The 246-nt window shown below is 39.0% G+C and carries 2 pseudogenes; one reads left to right on the top strand and one right to left on the bottom strand.

What is annotated here, in order from left to right:
• Positions 1-135, bottom strand: a pseudogene (locus IDG63_RS14850) (hypothetical protein); the annotation flags it as partial.
• Here IDG63_RS14850 and IDG63_RS14540 point away from each other — a divergent pair.
• Positions 122-246: pseudogene (locus IDG63_RS14540) on the top strand (phosphoribosylamine--glycine ligase); the annotation flags it as partial. The pseudogenes IDG63_RS14850 and IDG63_RS14540 sit on opposite strands and share 14 nt — an antisense overlap.

The following is a 246-nucleotide window of genomic DNA, read 5'->3' as shown; positions in this document are numbered from 1 at the left end:
AAGTTCAACTGTATCTCCCATAGGGAAAAATCCATCAGATACTAACGCTACATGATCATTGATTTCAATAGCTCTCTCTAACGCAATTTTAGCAGCACCGACACGATTCATTTGTCCAGCACCTATAGCTGAAGTACACACTGAAATTTCAGAATCTGATCATCAAGGGATACTAGATTTTGCTAAACAGCAAAATGTTGATTGGGTAGTTATAGGTCCAGAACAGCCGCTAATTGATGGATTAGC

The sequence above is a fragment of the Staphylococcus sp. EG-SA-14 genome (assembly GCF_017151935.1).
GTDB classification, from domain to species: Bacteria; Bacillota; Bacilli; order Staphylococcales; family Staphylococcaceae; genus Staphylococcus; species Staphylococcus aureus.
This window is presented reverse-complemented; position numbering and strand designations above follow the sequence as displayed.